Annotated in this window: 24 protein-coding genes; 18 read left to right on the top strand and 6 right to left on the bottom strand. The window is 37.1% G+C overall.

Annotation, left to right across the window (positions count from 1 at the left end; all coding sequences use genetic code 11):
• The first annotated feature begins 91 nt into the window (after positions 1-91).
• From GTK47_RS14885 to GTK47_RS14865, 5 genes are all read left to right on the top strand, one after another.
• Entirely contained in the window at positions 92-301 is a 210-nt protein-coding gene (locus tag GTK47_RS14885; protein ID WP_165124560.1) for a hypothetical protein, read from the top strand.
• 448 nt (positions 302-749) lie between these two features.
• Entirely contained in the window at positions 750-1,172 is a 423-nt protein-coding gene (locus GTK47_RS14880; protein ID WP_241256036.1) for a hypothetical protein, read from the top strand.
• Positions 1,173-1,419: 247 nt separating this feature from the next.
• Entirely contained in the window at positions 1,420-1,674 is a 255-nt protein-coding gene (locus GTK47_RS14875) for a hypothetical protein (RefSeq protein WP_165124554.1), read from the top strand.
• Between the two features lie 116 nt (positions 1,675-1,790).
• Positions 1,791-2,399, top strand: a complete 609-nt coding sequence (locus GTK47_RS14870) for a hypothetical protein (protein WP_165124551.1) — start codon at positions 1,791-1,793, stop codon at positions 2,397-2,399.
• Between the two features lie 97 nt (positions 2,400-2,496).
• Positions 2,497-2,841, top strand: coding sequence for an immunity 8 family protein (locus GTK47_RS14865; protein WP_165124548.1), 345 nt, complete (start codon positions 2,497-2,499; stop codon positions 2,839-2,841).
• A 458-nt stretch (positions 2,842-3,299) separates the two neighbouring features.
• On the opposite strand, the gene GTK47_RS14860 is transcribed toward GTK47_RS14865, so the two are convergent.
• Positions 3,300-4,949, bottom strand: coding sequence for a thiamine pyrophosphate-binding protein (locus GTK47_RS14860; RefSeq protein WP_165124545.1), 1,650 nt, complete (start codon positions 4,947-4,949; stop codon positions 3,300-3,302).
• 148 nt (positions 4,950-5,097) lie between these two features.
• On the opposite strand from GTK47_RS14860, the gene GTK47_RS14855 reads away from it, so the two are divergent.
• Positions 5,098-5,985 (top strand): LysR family transcriptional regulator, encoded by an 888-nt coding sequence (locus GTK47_RS14855; protein ID WP_165124542.1) that lies wholly within the window; start codon positions 5,098-5,100, stop codon positions 5,983-5,985.
• Between the two features lie 231 nt (positions 5,986-6,216).
• On the top strand, positions 6,217-7,977 hold the full coding sequence (gene dld, locus GTK47_RS14850; protein ID WP_165124539.1) for a D-lactate dehydrogenase: 1,761 nt from the start codon (positions 6,217-6,219) through the stop codon (positions 7,975-7,977).
• A gap of 67 nt (positions 7,978-8,044) precedes the next feature.
• Here dld and sbcB read toward each other — a convergent pair whose 3' ends face one another.
• Positions 8,045-9,475, bottom strand: a complete 1,431-nt coding sequence (gene sbcB, locus GTK47_RS14845) for an exodeoxyribonuclease I (RefSeq protein ID WP_165124536.1) — start codon at positions 9,473-9,475, stop codon at positions 8,045-8,047.
• Positions 9,476-9,738: 263 nt separating this feature from the next.
• Positions 9,739-10,149, bottom strand: a complete 411-nt coding sequence (locus GTK47_RS14840) for a VOC family protein (RefSeq protein ID WP_165124533.1) — start codon at positions 10,147-10,149, stop codon at positions 9,739-9,741.
• 254 nt (positions 10,150-10,403) lie between these two features.
• Here GTK47_RS14840 and GTK47_RS14835 point away from each other — a divergent pair, with 254 nt between their 5' ends.
• The 3 genes from GTK47_RS14835 (at position 10,404) to tnpA (ending at position 12,934) form a co-directional block, all read left to right on the top strand.
• Positions 10,404-11,666 (top strand): MFS transporter, encoded by a 1,263-nt coding sequence (locus tag GTK47_RS14835; RefSeq protein ID WP_165124530.1) that lies wholly within the window; start codon positions 10,404-10,406, stop codon positions 11,664-11,666.
• 256 nt (positions 11,667-11,922) lie between these two features.
• On the top strand, positions 11,923-12,261 hold the full coding sequence (gene tmaR, locus GTK47_RS14830) for a PTS system regulator TmaR (RefSeq protein ID WP_023582581.1): 339 nt from the start codon (positions 11,923-11,925) through the stop codon (positions 12,259-12,261).
• 217 nt (positions 12,262-12,478) lie between these two features.
• A complete protein-coding gene (tnpA, locus tag GTK47_RS14825) occupies positions 12,479-12,934 on the top strand; it encodes an IS200/IS605 family transposase (RefSeq protein WP_165121832.1) in 456 nt (151 codons plus the stop codon).
• Positions 12,935-13,165: 231 nt separating this feature from the next.
• Here the strand turns inward: tnpA and rne are convergent, their stop codons facing one another.
• A complete protein-coding gene (rne, locus tag GTK47_RS14820) occupies positions 13,166-16,603 on the bottom strand; it encodes a ribonuclease E (RefSeq protein WP_165124527.1) in 3,438 nt (1,145 codons plus the stop codon).
• Positions 16,604-17,134: 531 nt separating this feature from the next.
• Between rne and rluC the strand changes: the two genes are divergently transcribed.
• Positions 17,135-18,088, top strand: coding sequence for a 23S rRNA pseudouridine(955/2504/2580) synthase RluC (gene rluC, locus GTK47_RS14815; protein WP_165124524.1), 954 nt, complete (start codon positions 17,135-17,137; stop codon positions 18,086-18,088).
• Positions 18,089-18,192: 104 nt separating this feature from the next.
• On the opposite strand, the gene GTK47_RS14810 is transcribed toward rluC, so the two are convergent.
• Together GTK47_RS14810 and GTK47_RS14805 are read right to left on the bottom strand one after the other, a co-directional pair.
• Entirely contained in the window at positions 18,193-18,594 is a 402-nt protein-coding gene (locus GTK47_RS14810; RefSeq protein WP_088493195.1) for a hypothetical protein, read from the bottom strand.
• A gap of 46 nt (positions 18,595-18,640) precedes the next feature.
• Positions 18,641-19,240 (bottom strand): nucleoside triphosphate pyrophosphatase, encoded by a 600-nt coding sequence (locus tag GTK47_RS14805; protein ID WP_088493194.1) that lies wholly within the window; start codon positions 19,238-19,240, stop codon positions 18,641-18,643.
• 140 nt (positions 19,241-19,380) lie between these two features.
• Here GTK47_RS14805 and yceD point away from each other — a divergent pair, with 140 nt between their 5' ends.
• The 7 genes from yceD to acpP all read left to right on the top strand — a co-directional run bounded on the left by yceD (position 19,381) and on the right by acpP (position 24,199).
• Complete coding sequence (gene yceD / locus GTK47_RS14800) at positions 19,381-19,914, top strand: 23S rRNA accumulation protein YceD (protein WP_165124521.1); 534 nt, start codon at positions 19,381-19,383, stop codon at positions 19,912-19,914.
• A 5-nt stretch (positions 19,915-19,919) separates the two neighbouring features.
• Positions 19,920-20,090, top strand: a complete 171-nt coding sequence (gene rpmF, locus GTK47_RS14795; protein ID WP_006537252.1) for a 50S ribosomal protein L32 — start codon at positions 19,920-19,922, stop codon at positions 20,088-20,090.
• Between the two features lie 24 nt (positions 20,091-20,114).
• On the top strand, positions 20,115-21,152 hold the full coding sequence (gene plsX / locus GTK47_RS14790) for a phosphate acyltransferase PlsX (RefSeq protein ID WP_165124518.1): 1,038 nt from the start codon (positions 20,115-20,117) through the stop codon (positions 21,150-21,152).
• 4 nt (positions 21,153-21,156) lie between these two features.
• A complete protein-coding gene (locus GTK47_RS14785; protein WP_165124515.1) occupies positions 21,157-22,110 on the top strand; it encodes a beta-ketoacyl-ACP synthase III in 954 nt (317 codons plus the stop codon).
• A gap of 19 nt (positions 22,111-22,129) precedes the next feature.
• Positions 22,130-23,062: an ACP S-malonyltransferase gene (gene fabD / locus GTK47_RS14780; protein ID WP_165124512.1), complete on the top strand. Its 933-nt coding sequence runs from the start codon at positions 22,130-22,132 to the stop codon at positions 23,060-23,062.
• Between the two features lie 8 nt (positions 23,063-23,070).
• Positions 23,071-23,805 (top strand): 3-oxoacyl-ACP reductase FabG, encoded by a 735-nt coding sequence (gene fabG, locus GTK47_RS14775; protein WP_088493190.1) that lies wholly within the window; start codon positions 23,071-23,073, stop codon positions 23,803-23,805.
• Positions 23,806-23,962: 157 nt separating this feature from the next.
• Positions 23,963-24,199 carry an acyl carrier protein gene (acpP, locus tag GTK47_RS14770; protein ID WP_004247087.1) on the top strand — a complete coding sequence of 79 codons (237 nt, stop codon included), beginning with the start codon at positions 23,963-23,965 and terminating at the stop codon, positions 24,197-24,199.
• Positions 24,200-24,212 lie beyond the last annotated feature (13 nt).

Genomic DNA, 24,212 nt, shown 5'->3' with positions numbered 1-24,212 from the left:
TTTTAGAAACCAACGATAACGTTACTGAGCGTGATATTCAAAATCACCTCTTCCAGCAATAGGGGCAATCACGACAGGAAGTGGAGCATTAATGGAGTATGGATTAGGTAATTTTATAGCAAAACCTGTAACTAATTGGGTTGGTAAAATAATAACAAAAGGCAATAATCCCGGATTTAATGAAGTGTTGAGAAAATATTCAGAGTCAGAGGTTAAGGGAAAATCTTATATTATGCAGGAAGTATCCGAAATTAGAATTTCTTCTGGAATGGGAAATGCTGAGGGAAATATTATATTTTAGCTTGTTGGTTTATTCATTCAAGAAAAAATAAATGAAAGTGGGGAATATTAATGAAGGGTATTTTATTTTCGATTATATTGACAATCATATTTATAATTGCATTGTTTATTTTGTGTATCCTAATGTTTCTTTCTATTGACGTATTTTTCTATTTTTACTCTAATATTCCAATGTCTATTGGGCTTAATGAAATTAAACACTCATTAAGAATTAGTATAGGGGTGGGAATAATTATGGGAATAGGTTTTGGGGTACTATATATAAAAGAAAATAAACTAAAATAATTTTTTTAGAATGAAATTTTAAACTTTGAACTATTTTAGATATTTTAACGTAAATTAATAATACTATGAATATAAAATTCATCGAATATTTACACTCAGTTTATCCGGAATTATCTATCGATATTAGTTATATAAGAGGATATTCTGATGAAGAAATCTCCAGCATGGAACGCCTTTATGATATTCGAATTACAGGGCAATTCTATGAGTTTTTAAGGTGTATGGGGCGCTGCAGTGGTGGTCTTTTTGGTGATGATCCACTAGTATTTTATCAAGGTCAGGAAACCATAAGAGGTGATATTTTATTTCAAATTGGTGCAAGAGAAGAGCTGACATCGATCCAATGCCATGATTTGTTAAAACAAAAACCATTTTTTATTTCAGTAGAAAGTTATACACAATATCTCTTTCTACTAACAGATTCAGATAATCCAGACCTTATATTTAATTATAATGAAAATGATGAATGTGTAGAGAACACGAATTGGGATCTGAATAGTTATTTACAGCATGTTATCAATGTTTATACTCGTCATTATCCGGTTGCTCCACCTTTTGATCGACACGGCGAACTTATTTTGATTTAAATAAAAAACCTATCTTATGAACTGCTCCCAGTTTAAAGCTGGGAGCACACTTGAATCATGAATTTTTTAAGTCACTTACAGCTTCATTTAGAATTTCTAAAAAGTCATTTAACTTAAATTTCATTGGATTTTTTCTGAAAGTATTTCGCATCAGAACAAAACTCTATTTCTATGTTATTAATTCCTTTATCCTTATTCAATTGGCAAAGTATTTGTCTGTCATATGTAATTCGAGCAGTCATATCTTATGTATGCTACTAATGAAGTGTTAGTACATGAACAATTGAATTTTATTGAGGATCGGGTCGAAAAATATAAAAAGGAAACAGATCTACTAATAGCGGAAGAATTTGGGCTTGAAGAACCGAAGTCATATTTTATGATATCAGTGAATGATAAATTCTTCCCTGAATTGAACACTTCTGAAGTAGCAAATATGCTCAGAAATGAGTTAGGAAAGGAAAATATTATTGTGCTTTTAAATGGTGAAAATCCAATCTAAATTTTGTGATAAATCCCAGTCGATTCTTGGAATGCCGCTCAAGATTGCGGAGCTTAATGCTCAGAAAGACCCCATTTGCGACAACTGCAGTGTTACTTGGCTAAAGAAAAGGAATAGTGAGTGTTTTAAATGAAAATTGGGAACCTAATTTTGGTACTATTTATACTTGGTTTGCAATGGATAAAAATGGAAAAATTGCGGTTATGGTAAATAACTGTTTTGGTGATCTACCAATAAATTTGTTACGTATTAAAAATGTAGAGCTATTGCTTGACCATCTCTGTGAATATATGTGGGAAGAGTCTCAAGTATTTAACCACTATCCGAGAAATAAGAATGGCTATTTTGAACTTGATTTATACTCAGCTTGGCGGCAACGATCTGATTTAGATAGAAATAATATTATCTATAATCTTCAAGCTGATTTGGTAAAATCTGGTCATTATAGTGAGACCAATCTATCTGTTAATAAAGGCTTTTTTATATATCGCGGTATAGAAGGGAATGTGGAAGGGGAAGATTATCCTGTTGGTTTTACTGGAAAAACTAAAATGGGTGATTATTTTAGGTACTTAGTACCAACGATATATGCTTCAATCTATGACTTTCCTGAAGAATTACGTTATGGAATAGCTGTTTCTGATACAGTAGATTTTACTCTCGACAGAATATTAGATAACGACAAAATTGATGAGTATTTCCCAAGGATATATTGTAAAAATTAATATCTTGATTTTCATAAAATATAAATGAAGATATTTTCTCTAGAATATAATCCGTGTCGATAATAAATACTTAGATATAATTCAATGAGGAATTGGTTTGAAAGCAATATTAAAAGAGTTATCTAGCGATTTTTATGATTTAGATAATTATTATCCTGATAATGAGTGTTTTTCTTTGAGTTTATTACTGCGTATAGGTACAGAAGATAGTAATAGTGCTGACAATTTTGATCTGTTTGTTTGTTCTCCTAAATGGATCTCGGAGAATGTATGGGAACCTCGGATATTTAGGCATACGCTTATTACACGAGAATATAATATTAATGAAATAAAAAAAGTTATTAATAGTTATATTGCCAAGTGTGATGGTAACTCATGGTTAGAAATAGCAGGGAAACTTTCTTGTTATTTTGCATGGGAGTATGAAAATTACCATTTTTAATTGTATTAATTACATGGCATCGTTAGTTGATGAGTGTATTTAGTATTAAGAAATTTGAAATTATTAAAATGTTTAGACATAAAATACATAAGTACACTGTGAACATCACTTGAAAATAAATATTTTTTTTCGCATCAAAAAATAAAAAAATATTTCTAAGCCATTTATCTTCAAGTGTTATGTGGATAAAATAAGCAAGTAAATTTATAATTAAAATTTTTATGGAACATATCTTAAGAAAGTATTACTTAAAATAATTTTAGTAAATAAGTATAAAATTAAAAAATGAAATAAGTAATACAGTATTTTTAGTTATTAAAAAATTCAAAGTGACAGTTAATTTTATTTGGCTGAACAGAATAGATAAATCTCTGGCAAGACTCAAAGAACGCTATCAAAAACCTAGTCTAAGTTAAATAAACATTGGCTAGGTTTTATTATTTAAATCATACTATAACTTAAAAAGAATAAAGCGAATCTTTAGACTCTTTTAATTTTTGTGCTAATTCAGAAGCTTCATATCGCTCTGTTACTATTTCGATATAAGAGGCATTTTCTGAGGATCCTGCGACTTCAAGCGCTTTATTTAATTCATCTATTGTTGTGACTTTCTCACAATACCAATCTCTTGCACCAAATGCTTTAGGTAATTGATGATAATTCCATTGAGCAAGATCGTTATAATAAGCTTCGGGATAATCACATAATAATCGTTCAATTAAGTAACCATCGTTATTTAACACAAGGATGATTGGTTTTAATCCAAAACGAACAAATTGGCTGATCTCTTGTACGGTTAATTGATGTGAGCCTTCACCTGTAATTAAAATAACTCGTTTGTTAGGGGCTGCAAGTGCAGCACCAAATGATGCAGGTGTTGCCCAACCAATAGAACCCCATAATGTTTGATTATGGAATTGTGCACCATCTGGTAATAGGGAAAAACCTAACCCCATTGATGATGTACCTGTTTCAGCAATAATAATATCGTTAGGTTTAAAAAACTTTTCTAAATGAGGATAGAGATACTGAGCAGTAATTTTACCGTTATCAGATAATACAGCTTCACCTAATCCTTTGGCTTTTATCTGATGATAAGTTCTATTCGGTAATCTTTGAGTTAGTGCTGAGAGCACGTCTTCCATATAAATGGATGTATAGATAACAGAATCAATCTCAACATATTCTGGCATGATGCTGATATATTGCTTTGATTTAATATTGGCAGTGAAACTCCCTGTATTAAAGTCAGTCATCATTGCACCAATTCCTAATACGTAATCACTATTTTCTACAAATTCTCTGACTTCAGGTGTCATTAATTTGCCATCATACATACCAACATATTGAGGATGAGATTCACTTAAAATACTTTTATCCATAAACATAGTGGCATAAGGTAAGCCGGTCTTATCAATAAAAGATCGAACATTATCTGATAACCCTAAACGTGCGGATAAAATACCGGGCAATACGCAGGTATTATTGCTGTGTGTAAGTTTTTCAATAATGAGTGATACTACTTTTTCAAGTATTTCTTGATCGCTTATTGGTTTTTTCGGTGTGATGATTGGTGAATGTTCTATCACTTGCATAGTGGCATAATCAGAAGGTAAGCCAATATAAACAGGACGACGCTCTTTTAATGCCGTCACAATTAAGCGTTCCATTTCGGGAATACAATTTTCAGGTGTCAATATTGTGTGAGCACAAGCAAGGCGTTGGCCTAATTGATAAAAAATATCAAAATCACCATTACCTAATGTGTGATGAACCAGACGCTTACTTTTTTGTACACCACTTGCTGGCATACCAACTAAATGAAAGATAGGTAAGTTTTCTGCATAAGAGCCAGCGATAGCATTAATCGCACTTAATTCACCAACACCAAATGTTGTCGATAACGCAGCCATACCTTTAATTCGGGCATAACCATCAGCAGCGTAAGCCGCATTTAATTCATTGCAGTTACCAATCCAACGCATATGGTTGCTATTACAAATAGTATCTTCTATAGGGAACGCATAATCACCTGCAACACCAAAAACATCACTTATTCCTAAGTCATATAGGCGGTTTAACATATACTCAACGACAGTCTTACTCATATTATCTCCATAAAATCCGAATAATAGTCTGTAAAAGTAGAAGAATGCTTTTACATTATGCTTAATGTTTTATCGCGGATATTATTTGATATGAAATGGTTTATTATCATTGAGGGTATAACTAAATGTAATAAGGTAAGCTTTGCTAATGGATATTCGTACATTGCGCTATTTTGTTGAGGTTGTTCAATTAAATGGTTTTAGCCGAGCCGCTGATGCGCTATTTATCACTCAACCTGCGGTTAGTCGTAGTATTAAAAAATTAGAAGATGAGTTAGGTGTTACTTTATTAGTGAGAGAAGTTGATGGTGTCAGGCTAACGGATGATGGTGCAATACTGTTTGAACATGCAAAACAGATACTTGCACAATTTAATAGTATGAATAAAGCATTACAAGATAAGTCTGGACCATTAACAGGGATATTAAATGTTGGATTACCTCCTGTAATAGCCTCGACTTATTTTGCAGATATTATTATGGCATTTAGCTCTCTTCATCCTCAGGTTGAACTAAAAATATTTGAATTAGGCACTAAGCAAATGGCTGATGCCATGAGAGAAGGAAGGGTTGAAACGGCTGCGGTCGTATTGCCTTTTAATGAAGATAATTTTGAATTAACACCTTTTTCAGAAGAAAGTTTAATGCTATTAATGTCGCCATCCCATCCTTTGGCTATAAAAAAAGAAGTTCATTTTAATGAATTGATTAATGAGCCTTTTATTTTCTTTTCTGAAGATTTTCGTATTAATGATTTAATTTATAGTGCTTGTGGTATTTACAATACAGAGCCTATTATTGCGGGGCGCAGCAACCATTTAGATTTAATTATTGCAATGGTAAAAGCGGGTGTAGGGGTAACGCTTTTACCTAACAGCATGTGTAATAAAAATCCTATTGATGATTTGGTTGTTGTTCCTGTGGTAGAACCAACTTTGTCATATCAAATAGCACTAGCAAATAATAAAAATAGCTATAAAAGCCGCAGTTGCCAAGCATGGGAACAGTTAGCAAGAGAAAAGCTAATAATAGAATAAAATATTAAAATAGAGCATGTTTATATTCTATTTAAGAAATAAATATCGAAATTATCTTTAAATAATAAAATGATTAAAAATAAATAAATGTTATTTTTTAAGAAATTCGGATAGCTGTATAAAAGTAGTTACATAAATGATAAGTTTATATTTTGCACGTAGTCTTACGAGTAATAACAAAAACGGGCAAATAAAAGATTAATCAGACAAGACAGGAATAGGATAGGGAAAATGAATGAGAGTAATAGTTCTGTAAATCAACATTTTATTCGCAAACTTGAAGGTATCGTTGGTAAAAAACAGGTATTAACACAAGCACATAAAACAGAACGTTATCGTAAAGGTTTTCGTTCAGGACAAGGTAAGGCGTTAGCCGTTGTCTTTCCCGCTAATTTATTAGAACAATGGCGAGTTTTTAAAACCTGTGTTGAAGCCGATAAAATTATTATTATGCAAGCGGCGAATACTGGATTAACAGAAGGCTCGACACCTAATGGTGATGATTATGATAGAGACATCGTGATTATTAGTACATTACGTCAAGATAAAATACAGGTTCTCTCAGAGCATAATCAAGTTATCGCTTTTCCTGGCAGTACGTTATGGCATTTAGAAAAAGTATTAAAGCCATTAGGGCGTGAGCCTCATTCTGTTATTGGATCATCTTGTATTGGTGCGTCAGTAATAGGGGGGATTTGTAATAACTCAGGTGGTGCTTTAGTTCGCCGTGGACCTGCATATACCGAATTATCACTTTATGCTCGTGTTAATGAAAAAGGGGAAGCTGAATTAGTTAACCATTTAGGTATTGATTTAGGCGAAACGCCAGAAGAAATATTAACTAATTTAGATAATCGTCATTATCATGAGAAACAGATACAAACGACAGAAAAATTAGCTTCTGACCATGAATATCATGAGCGTATACGCGATGTTGATGCTAATACACCATCTCGTTTTAATAATGACGAACGCCGTTTATATGAAGCCGCTGGGAGCGCAGGAAAATTATCTGTATTTGCCGTGAGATTAGATACTTTCCCAGCAGATCATCGCACTCAGGTTTTTTATATTGGTACTAATAATCCGGACGAGCTTGAAGATATTCGCCGTCATATTTTAAGTCATTTTAAAAAGCTACCAGTTGCTGGAGAATATATGCACCGAAGCTATTATAAAATGGCTGAAGTGTATGGAAAAGATACGTTTTTGGTGATTGATAAATTAGGCACAGATAAAATGCCAATATTATTTGCCGTAAAAGGGCGAGTAGATGCGGTATTAAATAAAGTGCCTTTCTTACCTAAAAACATGGTAGATAGAACCATGCAATTTATGAGCAAACTATGGCCTGCTCATTTACCAGAGCGTATGACAGATTTTCGTGACAAATATGAACATCATCTTATGTTAAGAATGGCTGATGATGGAATTGAAGAAGCTGCGACTTATTTAAAAGAATACTTTAAACAAGCTTCAGGTGATTATTTCGAATGTACTGAAGAGGAAGGTAATAAAGCATTCTTACACCGTTTTGCTGCCGCTGGTGCCGCTGTTCGTTATCATGCTGTACATGTGAATGACGTTGAAGATGTATTGCCATTAGATATTGCATTGCGTCGTAATGACAAAGATTGGTTTGAAAAATTACCGCCAGAAATAGAGAGTAAATTACTTTATAAACTCTATTGTGGGCATTTTATGTGTCATGTTATGCATCAAGATTACATTATTAAAAAAGGTGTTGATGCTAAGGCATTAAAAGCAGAAATGCTGGCGTTATTAGATCAACGTGGAGCAGAATATCCCGCAGAGCATAACGTGGGTCATATGTATTATGCTAAGCCTCAATTAAAAGCATTCTATAAACATAACGATCCAACCAATAGCATGAATCCAGGTATTGGTAAAACCTCAAAATTAAAATATTGGGGAGATGAGTGTGGTTGTGGACGTGCACATAATGATGCTAATACAGAGAATAAAGAATAATAGTTTTATACTGAGTTTATTTAAGCAACAAGAAAGGCAGGTTAAAACCTGCCTTTTATTTTATCAATTAACTTGCAATCTCTTGAGCATATAAATAAAGCTCTTGTAGCTGTTTTAATTTTTCCTCGTTATCGGCGTGTTCTTCAGCTAATAACTGAATAATATTAATATATTCGGTGAGTTTTTCTGGCGTTAACATCTCTTTTCTATGCGCCAACCAACGTTGTTGTTCATCATAATCAAGCGTTGAAGGATAATTTCTTGCACGATAACGGAAAAACAGAGGTTCCATTCTCGCATCTTCAAACGTTAAATCTAAAGCTGGTAAGTTCTGAGGTTGTGTTGAGCGAATAATCTCCATCGCACTACGATCATTTTCACTGAAAAAACCATTATAAATTTGTGAATCAACATTATCGGATACAGCAAAAGGCGTTTGTTGAGCAAATATTTCCACGACTTTATTGCGTATTTCAGGATGAGAAAACAAGATCGCTTGGTTTTTTAAACAAACATCAACATCTAAACCAATTCTATCTGCATCTTGTTGTCTTAATGTATTTTGCGGTGCCACAATTGGGCATTTATTAATATGCAGTAATTTAATTGGAACAGGTGGCTCATCAACTGACAATTCACTACGTGGTGTATATAAACGCTCACGTAATTGGTCTGAGTCGAGAGTTAATAGAGGAGATATATCTGCGGCTAAGTCACAAACAATAACCGCATTACGATTATCAGGGTGCCACGCTAATGGGGCAACAAGACTTAAATTAGAACGCGCGGCACCAAACATACCTGAAACATGCACAATTGGTGTCATTGCTGGAATATCAATTAGCGCTTGTACTTTGCGTTTATCACGTAAATTAAAGAAATAATCAAACATTCTTGGTTGAGCTTGCTTTAATTTTTTTGCCATCGCAATGGTGGCATAAACATCAGACATCGCATCATGGGCATTTTCATGAGAAATGCCATTGGCTTTAGTCAATAACTCTAAACGGAAACTTGGAAAACCGTCTTCATTTTCAGGCCAAACAATTCCTTCAGGGCGCAGCGCATAGCAAGCACGTAAAACATCAAGTAAATCCCAACGCGAATTTCCTTTTTGCCAGCTATAAGCATAAGGATCATAAAAATTACGATAAAGGATATTACGAGTGACTTCATCATCAAAACGAAGATTGTTATAACCCATAATACAACTATTAGGTTGGCTAAAAGCTTGATGGATCTGGCGAGTAAACTCTGCTTCAACCATCCCATTTTTTGCCGCAATTTGTGGTGTTATTCCTGTGATCATCACAGCTTCTGGATGGGGTAGATAATCATCATTAGGTTTGCAATAAATAACGAGAGGATCTTCAATAATATTGAAATCCATGTCGGTTCTTATACCTGCAAATTGAGCTGGGCGATCTAGGGCTGGATTAGTGCCAAAGGTTTCGTAGTCATGAATGTAAAAAGTGGGCGTTTTTGCTGAATTAGACAAGGTTTCCTACCGTAAATTTATTGATGATTTTTTAAATCATTACTCAATGAGTTGTATTGGGCTTAATTAAGACTATGGTAAACCATAACGCGGTAAACGTGAAATGCCAGATCAAAGCACACTTATGTAGTGTTTAATATAGGGTGTCATAAGGATAAGTAGGAGTGTACCGCCACTAATATTGATCTTTTTGATGACAATAACATAAAACTACAACAAGCATATCTATCGTATTATTTTAGCTATTCATCCTTATCATCTTTTTATTTGTCGAAAAATTGCATACCAGAGTAGGGATGTTGACGGCAAGCTTCTAAGCGACTTTTTAAATCACCCACATGGACTTCAAGTTTATGATGGTCAGGATCGTAAAAATAGAATGAATCGCCTTCACTTTTATTTTCTTTCCATGCAGTAATGCCATGAGATAAAAGGTGTTGTTTAAAGGCTTCAAAATTATTTGCAGATAAACTGAAAGCATAATGGGTGTAATCACTGTCTTCAGTAATATGGCGTTTATCGTGAGATAAACATAACCATAAGGAGCCCAGTTGTAGGTAAGCGCCGTTATCCCATAAAGCAAGAGGTTTAAAACCTAATATTTCAGTATAAAAGGCAAAGCTTTTATTCACATTATTGACGGCGAGTGTTAGGTGATTTAAATCAGTTAGCATGGCTTGGAGATAGTTATGAAAGATACTGTTATTTTAGCAAAGGAAACCAAAGAAAATGGAATATATGATACCTATTTGTGCGTTTTACTGTGAATAACGGTAATAAAAGATAAAAGTGGATCTAGAACACGCAATTTAAGTTGTTAACGTTAACTTATGTGCTTTATATCACATTAAAGCGATAAAACTGTTTGTTAACTTAAAAGTTAACGTTAACATTTAAGGGTGGAATGACTTTATAAGGCGCTTAACCAATGAACAAAGACTCAAAAAAATACTATGCGATCTTAAGTGCGCTATTATTTTTCTTCTTTTTTACCTGGTCATCATCATTTTCATTAGTTTCTATTTGGTTAAATCAGTATGTAGGATTAAAAGCGACTGATACTGGATTAATATTCTCTGCAATTTCTCTGATTGCGTTATGTGCTCAACCTTTATACGGCTTTATTCAAGATAAATTAGGGTTAAGAAAGAATTTGTTATTAGTGATTGCAGTATTGCTTATTCTTTCTGGACCGTTTTTTCTAGGTTTCGCATCAATACTACGTTGGAATATTTTTGTTGGCTCCATTTTAGGGGGCTTATATGTTGGAATGACATTTAATGCGGGTATTGGCGTTTTAGAATCATATACAGAGCGTGTTAGTCGTATTCGTGGTTTTGAATATGGTAGGGCGAGAATGTGGGGATCGTTAGGTTGGGCATCAGCAACTTTTATTGCCGGACACAATATAAATATCGATCCTAATTACAATTTTGTGATGGCTTCTATTTCTGGCATTGTGTTCTTAATTCTTTTAGCACTATTAAAAACCGATAAGTCAGACGCATTTAATCAATTGGAGCATGGGAAAACATCAGCGATTACCCTTAAAGATGCACTGAATTTACTTTCATTGCCGCGTTTTTGGGCACTTATTTTGTTTGTTATCGGCACCTGTATTTACGGAGTTTATGACCAACAGTTTCCCGTCTTTTTCTCATCACAATTTGCGACCTTACAGCAGGGGAATGAGATGTACGGATATCTGAATTCATTGCAGGTATTCTTAGAAGCTGGTGGTATGTTTATCGCACCTTTCCTTGTAAATAGAATTGGTGCTAAAAATGGCTTATTACTAGCAAGTAGTGTGATGGCAGCGCGTATTATTGGCTCAGGGTTAGTTGAAGGACCTGTTTTGATCTCTTGTATGAAGTTATTACATGCGGTTGAATTACCAATTTTATTAATTTCAATTTTTAAGTATAACAGCCAACACTTTGATAAACGTTTATCTTCAACTCTTTATTTAGTCGGTTTTCAATGTGTGAGTTCTATTGTCGCAACATTATTATCTCCATTAGCTGGTTATGGTTATGATCATTATGGTTTTGCACCAACCTATATGGTGATGGGATGTATGGTGATAGGAACAACACTTCTTTCTGCTATGTTTTTACGTTCAGATGCGAAAGCGCTATTGCCACTTGATGGCCTACAACATGAAGATCAAAATAAAGCACAACCTATTTAATCGCTCATTAATTTATCCTTTGTAATATTGATTTTGGCTACCAATGAAAATGTGTAGCCATTTTTTTATTATTAATTAAGTGAACATTTACGGGTTAAAAAATGTTGACTATATTTATTAATGCATATCATCCTAATTAATTGTTAATTAAGCAAAATCAATTAAATTTGTAAACTTTGCTTGTTTATTGACACGATTAAGCGATAATCTTAAACAGAACTATTTATCTTAAATATCAATTGTAAAGGTGTAGGAAATGGATAACGCAAACAAGCCGTCTTTCCAAAACGTACTGGAGTTTGTGCGTATGTATCGTCGTAAGAACAAAATCCGTCGTGAGATCACTGACAATGAGAAAAAGATCCGTGATAACCAAAAACGTGTTCTTTTGTTAGACAACTTAAGTGAATATATTAAACCAGGTATGTCGATTGAAGATGTACTGGGTATTATTGCTAATATGCGTAGTGACTATGACGATCGTGTTGACGATTACATTATTAAAAATGCTGATCTGTCTAAAGAGCGCCGCGAATTATCTAAGCAGTTAAAAGCGATGGGTGAAATTAAGAATCTTCCTGAGCTAAAAGACTGATTGCTTTACCAAGAATAAGAAATTAAATGCCTCTGAATTGAATATTCAGGGGCTTTTTTTATTATGGGCTTTAGCCAGTTTAAGTCGCGTCAGCGTCTTAAATATAAAACCACCCGCTATGCGGGTGGGTATTAAAGGTTATACCAAGAAAAACACCTTTCCGTTACGATATAGATGTTCAAGCTAATATTCGTAACTTAAATAAGGAAAGGTGTTTATGGGCATTAAAGCACAAAGCTCAGCACATACAAAGTGGCTGTGTAAATACCATATCGTCTTTTCGCCGAAATATAGACGGAAAGTGATTTTTAATAAAATTCGTTCAAGTATAGGTGAAATCCTTCGAGACCTTTGTAAATATAAAGGTGTGGAAATAATCGAAGGGCATCTTATGCCAGATCATGTTCATATGTTAGTGAGTATTCCACCGAAGATATGCGTATCAAGTTTCATGGGATATTTGAAAGGTAAAAGTTCGTTGATGATCTTTGATAGACATGCCAATCTCAAATATAAATTTGGCAACAGAAAGTTTTGGGCGGAAGGGTTCTATGTCACAACAGTTGGACTCAATGAAGCCACAATTCAAAAGTATATCAGAGAGCAAGAAAAGTCGGATTTAATCTCGGATAAATTGAGCAGTAAAGAATATGAAAACCCCTTCAAGGGGTAAGCCAAAGTAGCAAAGACACTTAGCTTGAACGAAGAGAAAGCAGCGTCATTTAGGCGCAGTCGGTAACAAGCCCTTATAGGGCAAGAGCAAACCACCCGTTTTACGGGTGGTTATGATTTTTAGCAAACACTCAATTGATTTATTAACAGTTACTCAAAAAAAAGAACCCACTAAAAAAGTGGGTTCTCAATTTAGAAGTATTATCAAGATATTCTTAATAACACTTTATTATCAGTTTTGACTTTCAGCTTTCGTCATTTCTGAAGAAGCGTGGTTAGTGGAACAATGTCCACCTGCACCTGAGCGGCCTTTCTTATCAAAAGCAGGGCGTGCTTCCCACGCTTTGATTTCAATTGCCACAGGCGCTTCATCAGCTGCTGGCGCTTTTGTCATTGGTGAACTTGCATGTAGTTGGCGTGCAACTGTAACAGGCTCTTGACGAATAACGACTTCAGCTGGTTTGTTTTCTGCTACCGCTTCAACTTCCGCAACTGGTGTTGCGCTTTCTGCTGGCTGGCTTTCAACAATAGTTTCAACGACAGAGGCTGCAACAGTTTCAACGGCAACTTCTTTGTGTTGTTCAACAGTTTCTTCAGTTGCTATTACTGCTTCAACAGGTTGAGGTTCAGGTGTTGATGTTTCACTTTCTACTGTTACAACCGTATCTTGTGCAACTTCTTCTGGCGTGATACTTGTTTCATCTTGTTGTGAAGTTTCATGCATGTAAGCTTCAGTGGTATTCAATACTGCTGAAATATTCTCTTTACGAGTAACATGCTCTTCTGTATTCACTTCATTGATTGCATCACTGATAACGTTAGTTTCAACAGGCACAGCTTGTGGCTCTACTGCAACAATTTCAGCAACAGCTTCGGTGGTTGATTCAGTGCTAACTGTGACCGCGTAAGTTGATTCAGTGGTTTCTGTCTGTGCAATATCCGCAACAATGGCTTCTGAAACCGCCGGTGCGATAGCTACCATTTGTGGATCTTTATGAGTAATAATGTGGTTTCCAACAGAAACATCGCTGTTGTTTTCGGCATTATTCTCAACAAAAGGTGTATCACTTACTGGTGTGATTGGATAGCGAATAAAGACTTTACCTGAAGCCAGTTCAGGAGAAGCAACCGCCATTGTCAGAGGCATTGGTGATACTGTTAAGGTGCGCTCATCACGATAGCGACGACGACGTTGACCACTTACACGTAAATGACGAGGTGAACGGCGAGAACGACGTGGCATAACATTATCTTGCCCGTTATTATCTTCGTTTTTATTGTCATCTTGCGATTTAGTTGCATCAGGTAATGCTTTTACAACTTGTGCTTCATTTGCTTCAACTTTCGCAACAGCGACTGCTTTAGGTGCTGGTTTTTCAGTTGGCGCAACTTTAGTTTGTGTTGTTGCAACAGGTGGTTCAGAAACCGCTTTTTCGGTCGCAACAGGTACAACGGCTAATGCATTATCGTTGTCTGTAACACGTACAGATTGTGTTAATTGACGACGATTACGGCGTTGCATAGCAGGGCGACGAGGTTCTTCTTTTTTCTCATCAGCACTATCTTTTGCAACTGCATCATTTTCAGAAAGAGCCGCTTGAGTTTTAGCTGCTTCTTGTTGCTGTTGACGTTTTTCTTCTTGACGACGACGCTGTTCAGCACGTTGTTCACGACGCTGCTGGCGACGAGCTTCGCGTTCTGCAATCTCTTGTTCACTACTAACTTCAGTTGTTGGAGTCGTTTGTGGTTTTTGATTGCGATTCTTGCGATTGTCTTCGCTATTCGCGTTATCACGATTACGATCGTTATCGCGGTCACGACGATTATTATTGTTACGTCGATTATTGTTATTACGACGATCACGACGGTTGTCGTTATTCTCTTTCTTGTTTTCCTGTGGTTTTTCTTGTGCTACCGCAGGCTCTGGTTCACTACCAAATAAGTTAGAGAAGAATTTTGCAATAGAAGCAAAGAAACCAGTACCTTGAGCTTCTTCTGTTTTAGCAGGTTTAGCTTGAGGTTGAGGTGCCTTTTTATTTTTTACTGTTTCAGCAACAGGTTCTTCTTGTAATCCAAAGGCTGAAATAGCAGGTTGTTCAGGTGCTTTACGCTCTGTAACAACATCGTCTTCAGCTTCATTTAACTGACTTTCATGGAATTGCGCTAAGTTGTAGCTAAGGGAAGTAATTTCTTCGCCTTTACGTACACGAATAACAGAGAAATGAGGGGTTTGCATTTGGTCATTAGGAACAATAACCACTTTGACATTAGATTGACGTAACTCGATGTCGGTAACAGCTTTACGTTTTTCATTCAGCAAATAAGAGGCGATTTGAACAGGCACAATCGCATGCACTTCATGGGTATTTTCTTTAAGTGCTTCTTCTTCAATAAGACGTAACACAGAAAGTGACAGTGATTCATTATCACGAATAGTACCAGTGCCTAAGCAGCGCGGGCAAACGTGATGGCTAGATTCACCTAATGAAGGGCTTAAACGCTGGCGAGACATCTCTAATAAACCAAAACGAGAGATGCGCCCAATTTGAATGCGAGCACGATCTTGACGAACAGCTTCACGCATTCTGTTTTCAACTTCACGCTGATGGCGCACTGGCGTCATATCGATAAAGTCAATAACAATTAAACCACCTAAGTCACGTAAACGTAATTGGCGTGCAATTTCGTCAGCTGCTTCTAAGTTAGTATTAAATGCAGTTTCTTCGATATCGCCACCACGGGTTGAGCGTGAGGAGTTGATATCAATCGCTGTTAATGCTTCAGTTGTATCAATAACTAAAGCGCCACCAGATGGAAGGCGAACTTCACGCTGAAACGCAGATTCAATCTGTGATTCAATCTGGTAATGGCTAAATAGAGGAACTGCACCAGTGTAATGGCGAATTTTGCTAGCAAAATCACCACGGCCAATTGCTTCAATATGGCTACGCGCCATTTCAACGACTTTTGCGTTATCAATTAAGATTTCACCAATATCAGGACGTAAGTAGTCGCGGAATGCGCGAACGATTACGTTACTTTCCTGATGGATTAAGAAAGGTGCAGGGCGATTCTCAGCCGCTTTCTTAATAGCATCCCAGTGTCTTAGACGATAGCTTAAGTCTTGTTGCAGTGCTTCAGCAGATTTACCAACACCGGCTGTACGTACAATCAGACCCATGCCATCTGGGATTTCAAGGCTTGATAAAGCTTCTTTAAGTTCAGTACGATCTTCACCTTCAATACGGCGAGAAATACCACCTGCACGAGGATTATTTGGCATTAATACCAAATAACTTCCTGCAAGGCTGATAAAAGTGGTTAACGCTGCACCTTTATTACCACGCTCTTCTTTATCAACTTGAACAATAACTTCCTGGCCTTCTTTTAAGACATCTTTGATGTTAGGACGACCATGGGAGTGATAATTACTAGGAAAATATTCGCGGGCTATTTCTTTGATAGGAAGGAAACCGTGGCGTTCCGCACCATAATCAACAAAAGCGGCTTCTAAGCTGGGTTCAATTCGAGTGATTTTACCTTTATAGATATTCGCTTTTTTCTGTTCATGACCGGGGCTTTCGATATCCAGATCGTACAAACGTTGCCCATCTACAAGGGCAACACGCAACTCTTCCTGTTGAGTCGCGTTAATTAACATTCTTTTCATATTGTGACTTACTCGTTATTTTCACGTTTTATAATGTGCCACTAACATACGTAATTACACTATTGATAACCGATGACCTCGTGTCTTTTACAAATGCGTCAACCTCACGGTTGTCGATTGTATAGAGGTGCAATATGTCGGTGAGTCTGATTTTTAGTTCAAAAATTCAGCACTCTTTAATTGAACACGATGTTTCAACTCAATAAGCGATGTATTTATGGCATACTAAATTGTTTGATTTTCGACTATGTCTTACGCCATTGCTGCATTTTGAAAATCAAACAAACAAAATTTTCATAAATATACCTGATAAACATAATCAGGAGAGTCTGCATTATTCCATTGGTGTTAGGGTGATAGCAAGATGACTTTTCTGCTTTGGTGACTTTTTCTGTATAAATATGAGAGATTAGCTAATGTTTCGTCTTTTTCCCATTATTCAGGTTAAAATAGACGACAGAATTGATGTTATTTTGTGCACCATAAAGTTGTTTGTAATTTTTATTTTAAGAGAGCCAAAGAATCGCCACTATGAAATCATTTAATCAAGTTCAGTTCGTCACCATTGATGGCGATGAAGCAGGCCAGCGTATCGATAATTTTTTACTGGCACGCTTGAAAGGTGTACCAAAAAGTATGATTTACCGAATTATCCGAAAAGGAGAAGTTCGAGTTAACAAAGGGCGAATTAAACCTGAATACAAAATCAATGCGGGCGACAGCATTCGTATTCCTCCTGTACGGGTATCAGAAAAAGAAGAGAGCGCTGTATCACCAAAACTTGATAAAGTTTCGGCATTGGCAGATTGTATTTTATATGAAGATGACCACTTAATGCTCATCAATAAACCCTCAGGAACCGCAGTGCATGGGGGTAGTGGGTTAAGTTTTGGTGTGATTGAAGGCCTACGTGCATTACGTCCAGAAGCTCGTTTTTTAGAGCTTGTACATCGTCTTGATAGAGATACATCGGGTGTTTTATTAATTGCAAAGAAACGTTCAGCATTGCGTGCGTTGCATGAGCAATTACGTTTAAAACAGATGCAAAAAGATTATTTAGCCTTAGTTCGTGGTCAGTGGCAATCTCATACTAAAGTCGTTCAGGCACCGTTACTGAAAAATATTCTTCAAAGTGGTGAACGTGTGGTTAAAGTGAGTAATGAAGGAAAACCTTCAGAGACTCGTTTTAAGGTTGAAGAGCGTTTTGAATTTGCCACACTGGTGAAAGCAAGTCCTGTGACAGGAAGAACACACCAAATTCGTGTGCATACATTACATGCAGGTCATCCTATTGCATTTGATGATCGCTATGGTGATCGTGATTTTGATTCACAATTGATAGGAACAAAACTTAAGCGTCTATTCTTACATGCAAGTTCTTTGACATTTACTCATCCTTCAACGGGTGAACAAATGCGAATTGAAGCACCAATGGATAATCAGTTACGCCATTGTTTACAAGTATTACGTAGTCAAAAATCTTAAGTTTGAAATTTTTATTTCAACAGAAAATCCGAATACCCAATGCGCCCAGTTAGCTGGGCGTATTGTTTTTCTTAAATCACTAAGAAAGTGAATCGAAAATAGGATTAACCTTCGACTTTTGTCATGCATTGCTCAACGATTTTATCAATATCCCACTCTTTAGGCAGTGATTTTGAGCCATTTTTGCGCATTTCCATATCTACACGGATAAATTCTGTTATTCCGTAATTTTTAATAATATTGTCGTAAGTGCATTCACACACTTCGGCAATTTGAGGAATTAGCGCATCATCAGTAATACCAGAACCTAATATGCAACTACTGACAAAATTCTTTTTGAATAAAGATGTGTTGTCCTCTTTTTTGTCTGAAATCACGCTGTCTTGGATAGTATTTGCAGTAGTAGTTGTTTTTGTTGTTGAAATTTCAGTATCTTTTTCATCAGAACAACCCACTAATGCTGTTGCCACCACTAAAGCTGTTAAGACTGATGCTAATTTATTCATAATACGCTTTATCGCTACATAAGATTAAAAAATAAGATGATCAGATTTATTTTTGATCATCAGAGAAAAATAATGGGTTTATTCTTTGCGAGAGTAACATTTTATTCAATCGGATAAGTGGTAAACCAATTAAAGAATTTGGATCATCGCCGACAAGTTTATCAAATAGAGTAATGCCTAGCCCTTCTGATTTAAAACTTCCCGCACAATTAAAAGGCATTTCTTTATTTAAATAACTAATAATTTCTTCATCAGTTAAATGACGAAAGTAAACTTGAAATAATTCACAATGCGTTTGATGTTCTAAAGTTAGGCTATTATATACAGTTAATCCGGTGTAGAACGAGATACATTGCCCTGACGCTTGTTTTAATTGTGCAAAAGCATTATCAAAATTATGGGGCTTTCCCGTGATCTTTTTATTTAGCACACAAACTTGATCCGAACCAATTATAAGGTGATGTGGAAATTTTACTTGTAAAGCGCTGGCTTTTTCATAGGATAAGCGACTGACAAGATCTTGAGCGCACTCTGTGGGCATCGGGGTTTCGTCAATCTCTGGAGATGCCTGTATAAAGGGCATTCCAAGCTTTTTCAGCAACTGAGCTCGAAAGGGTGAAGTAGACGCAAGAACGAGTGGCAACATATTTTTTTAAAATCCGTAGCAAAATGATGCCTGACATTCTAAACTATGCGCCGCTGATAAAGCGAATTTTGGTGGAAAGGTGTAGATAACCCGCCTTTTTCTTTGACTATATTCCATTACAAAGATAATATGCGCGCCTTATGCAAAAGGTAAAATTACCCCTGACCATTGATGCGCTGCGAGCAGCTCAAAAGAATTTAGACTATGACGGTCATTATTCTCCAGAGCAAGTAAGCCGCTTAGCTGAATCGGTGGTCAGTGTGGACAGTAATATTAATGTGGCTTTATCATTTGATATTGACCATCAACGTCTTGCCGTGATTAAAGGACATTCCGATGTGGATGTGACTTTAGAATGTCAGCGTTGTGGTGGCCATTTTCCGTATCATGTTCACGCAACATATTGTTTTAGCCCTGTTGTCAGTGATGAACGGGCCGAGGCATTACCGGAAGAATATGAACCAGTCGATGTAAACGAATTTGGTGAAATAGATTTGCTGGCGATGATTGAAGATGAAATAATCCTCAACTTGCCGGTAGTTCCGGTACATGATTTTGAACACTGTGAAGTGTCCGACGCGGATATGGTGTTTGGTGAACTCCCTGAAGAACTATCAGAGAAACCAAATCCATTTGCCGTATTAGCCAGTTTAAAGAAAAGTACTAAGGAGTAAGGTCAATGGCCGTACAACAAAACAAACCAACTCGTTCTAAACGTGGTATGCGTCGCTCTCATGACGCGCTGACAGTAACTCAGGTTTCTGTTGACAAAACTTCTGGTGAAACTCACCTGCGTCACCATGTAACTGCTGACGGTTACTACCGTGGCCGCAAGGTTATCAACAAGTAATTAGCTTTATAGCTCGTTGATACCTTGACAAATCTAACCATAGCGTTAGATGCGATGGGCGGGGACTTCGGTCCTCGCATCACAGTGCCTGCTTGTTTGCGGGCGCTGGCATCTAATCCTCATTTGAAAATATTGCTGGTAGGTCAACCAGACTCTATCTCTCCTCTGCTTGCAAATCAAAATGCTGAGCTAATCTCCCGTTTACAAGTTATACCCGCAGAACATATTGTCGCCAATGATGCCAAACCTTCACAAGCTATTAGAGCAAGTAAAGGCACATCAATGCGAGTGGCACTTGATCTCGTGAAAACAGGGGAAGCACAGGCTTGTGTAAGTGCAGGGAATACTGGCGTATTGATGGGATTAGCAAAACTTAGACTTAATGCTATTGATGGAATTGAACGTCCTGCACTGGTTTCGGTATTACCTAACCAGAAAAAAGGCAAGACAGTTGTTCTGGATTTAGGCGCTAACGTTAATTGTGATAGCAAAATGCTGGTACAGTTTGCGGTAATGGGCGCAGTTATGGCCGAAGAGATTGCAGAGATTGATTCACCGAAAGTGGCGCTTTTAAACATTGGTGAAGAAGAGAGTAAAGGATTAGATAATATCCGCGAAGCTGCTACGGTATTAAAATCGACACCGAATATTAATTATATTGGTTATGTTGAAGGTAATGAATTACTGACAGGCAAAACTGATGTTTTGGTGTGTGACGGCTTCGCAGGTAATGTCTCCCTTAAAACGATGGAAGGGGTTATCAGAGTTTTCCTTTCATTGATTAAATCTTCTACTACCGAAAATAAAAAAACGCCGTGGTGGATGAAAATATTGAAGAAGTGGTTACAAAAGCGGCTAATTAAGCGTTTTGGACATATGAACCCCGACCAGTATAACGGTGCTTCTCTGTTAGGATTACGCGGTATCGTCATTAAAAGCCATGGTGGCGCAAATGAAAGCGCGTTTACAGCAGCAATAGAACAGGCTGTTCATGCCGTTGAGCGAAAAATTCCAGAGCGAATTGCTTCACGACTGACAACAGTATTACCCAAGAGCGATTGATAGAATGTATACAAAAATCTTAGGTACTGGTAGTTACTTGCCTGTACAAGTGCGAACTAATGCCGATTTAGAAAAAATGGTTGAAACATCTGACGAGTGGATTGTTACCAGAACGGGTATTCATGAACGTCGAATTGCAGCAGAAGAAGAAACTGTTGCCGTGATGGGTGCGGGTGCTGGCGAAAAAGCATTAGAGATGTCAGGTATTGATAAGCAAGACATTGGATTGATTATTGTTGCAACAACATCTGGCTCACACGCATTTCCAAGTGCAGCTTGCCAAATTCAAAATACATTAGGGATTAATGACTGTATTGCTTTTGATGTTGCGGCTGCATGTTCAGGTTTTGTTTATGCATTAAGTATTGCGGATCAATTTATTAAAGCAGGTTCTGTTAAAAAAGCATTGGTTATTGGTGCTGACAGATTATCTCACGCTTTAGATCCAGAAGATCGTGGCACGATTATTCTATTTGGTGATGCAGCAGGTGCTGTGGTTGTTGGTGCATCAGAAGAAGAAGGCATTATCTCTACCCATTTACATTCTGATGGGCGTTTTGGTGATCTATTAGCATTACCTTATCAGAGTAGAGAAAATGACGATTTACCTGCTTACGTTACTATGGCAGGAAACGAAGTATTTAAAGTCGCAGTTCGTGAACTTGCCCACATTGTGGATGAGACACTTGAAGCTAACAAAATTGATAAATCTGAACTGGACTGGCTTGTGCCTCATCAGGCAAATTTAAGAATTATTTCAGCGACAGCGAAAAAGCTGGATATGACAATGGATAAAGTAGTGGTGACATTAGATCGCCATGGCAATACGTCAGCAGCATCAGTCCCAACAGCATTAGATGAGGCTGTAAGAGATAATCGCATTCAACGTGGTCAGTTAATCTTACTGGAAGCGTTTGGTGGCGGTTTTACTTGGGGTTCTGCACTTATCCGTTTTTAATATTATCAGGAAAATAAACATGACTGATTTTGCAATGGTTTTTCCCGGTCAGGGATCACAAACTGTTGGAATGCTTGCAGAACTTGCAGAGCAATATCCAATCGTGACTGAAACATTTGCTCAAGCATCTGATGTATTGGGTTACTCTCTTTGGGACTTAGTTCAAAATGGCCCAGAAGAAGAGCTAAACAAAACATGGAAAACACAGCCAGCATTATTAGCAGCTTCTGTTGCTATCTGGCGTGTATGGCAAGAAAAACAAGGCAAAATGCCACAAATGATGGCAGGTCACAGTCTAGGCGAGTATTCTGCTTTAGTGTGTGCAGGTGTTATTGATTTCGCTGCGGCAATTAAATTAGTAGAATTACGCGGTCAACTGATGCAAGAAGCCGTACCTGCGGGTACGGGTGCAATGTATGCGATTATCGGCTTAGATAATGACGCTATTGCAAAAGCCTGTGAAGAAGCCGCGCAAGGACAAGTTGTCTCACCTGTAAACTTTAACTCACCGGGTCAAGTTGTTATTGCGGGTAACAAAGAAGCCGTAGAACGTGCGGGTGTGTTATGTAAAGAAGCGGGTGCTAAACGTGCTTTACCATTAGCAGTAAGTGTACCTTCTCACTGCGCTTTAATGAAACCTGCTGCTGATAAGCTTGCGGTTGCATTACAAGAAATCGAATTTAAACAACCTGAAATTCAGGTCGTTAATAACGTTGATGTGATAGCGCAAACAGATGCAAATGCAATCCGTGATGCGTTAGTTCGCCAGCTTTATAATCCAGTTCGCTGGACTGAAACGGTTGAACTTATTGCCGAGAAAGGTATCACACAACTATTAGAAATCGGGCCAGGAAAAGTATTAACTGGCTTAACAAAACGTATTTCTAAAGAGATGAACGCTGCAGCAGTTAATGATATTGCGTCATTAGATGTTGCATTAGGAAATGACTGAGGGATCTCATGGGATTTGACGGAAAAATAGCACTAGTTACTGGTGCAAGCCGTGGTATTGGCCGTGCGATTGCAGAAGATTTAGTTGCACGCGGTGCGACAGTAATTGGTACAGCAACGAGTGAAAATGGTGCGCAAGCTATCAGCGAATATTTAGACGGTAAGGGTAAGGGTTTTGTGTTAAATGTCACAGAAAACGACTCTATCGAAAAATTTTTAGCAGATGTGCGTGCTGAATTTGGCGAAATTGATATTTTGGTCAATAATGCAGGTATTACTCGTGATAACCTGTTGATGCGCATGAAAGATGATGAGTGGCAAGATATCATTGACACTAATCTTTCATCAGTCTTCCGTCTGTCTAAAGCAGTTATGCGTGCTATGATGAAAAAACGTCATGGTCGTATAATTACCATTGGTTCTGTTGTTGGAACCATGGGTAACGCAGGACAGGCAAACTACGCGGCGGCAAAAGCGGGTGTGATTGGTTTTAGTAAATCATTAGCACGCGAAGTTGCTTCCCGTGGCATTACGGTGAATGTTGTTGCTCCAGGCTTTATCGAAACTGATATGACTAGAGCATTAACAGATGACCAAAGAGCAGGTATTTTATCTCAAGTCCCTGCTAACCGTTTAGGTGATGCCAAAGAGATTGCCAGTGCTGTAGCTTTCTTAGCTTCTGATGAAGCAAGCTATATCACGGGTGAAACATTGCATGTCAATGGTGGCATGTACATGATCTAATTATGGGGACGTCTTTATATTTGCTTTTTGCGTACAATATAATGCAAAATATAGCGAATAAAGTAGTCCACACAGTCGGGATTGGTTAGATCTTTTCCTGTATTTATAAACTAAGAAAATCATCGCGCAAGCGAGTTTTGATAGGAAATTTAATAGTATGAGCACTATCGACGAACGCGTTAAGAAAATCATTGTTGAACAACTGGGTGTTAAAGAGGAAGAAGTTGTAAATTCAGCTTCATTTGTTGATGACTTAGGCGCTGATTCTCTTGACACAGTTGAGCTGGTAATGGCTCTGGAAGAAGAATTCGATATCGAAATCCCAGACGAAGAAGCAGAAAAAATTACTACAGTTCAAGCTGCTATTGATTACGTTGAAAACGCAGGCAAATAAGCTTGCTAATCTA

This window comes from Proteus sp. ZN5 (assembly GCF_011046025.1).
GTDB lineage: Bacteria > Pseudomonadota > Gammaproteobacteria > Enterobacterales > Enterobacteriaceae > Proteus.
The sequence above is the reverse complement of the archived record's forward strand: the minus strand, read 5'-3'. Positions and strand labels throughout refer to the sequence as shown.